The sequence below is a fragment of the Phenylobacterium sp. CCH9-H3 genome, assembly GCF_001557235.1.
Classification (GTDB): Bacteria; Pseudomonadota; Alphaproteobacteria; order Caulobacterales; family Caulobacteraceae; genus Phenylobacterium.
The window spans coordinates 1-266 of the sequence record NZ_LSJI01000088.1; the positions used below are offsets into that span (position 1 = coordinate 1).

The following is a 266-nucleotide window of genomic DNA, read 5'->3' on the forward strand; positions in this document are numbered from 1 at the left end:
TCACGAAGTCCAGGTGCGAACCCAGCGACTTCGAGCCCGTGCCCAGGCGGCTCAGAACCGTCGAGACGTTGACGATCGACGCGTTCACCGTCGTGATCATCGACGTCGCCGCGGAGATCGTGCCGATCGTGCCGGCGGCGGCGACCGTCACGTTACCCCCGCCGAGCGCGAGGCTCTGCGCAGCGACCGTGATCTTCGAGGTGGCGTCCGCGTTCGCCAGAGCCGCGATCGTGGTGCCGCCCGACTTGACCATGTTGATGCCGTTG

The 266-nt window shown here is 67.3% G+C and carries 1 pseudogene; it reads right to left on the minus strand.

The features are described 5' to 3' along the window. Positions 1 to 253: pseudogene (locus AX721_RS07970) on the minus strand (flagellin); the annotation flags it as partial. Positions 254 to 266 lie beyond the last annotated feature (13 nt).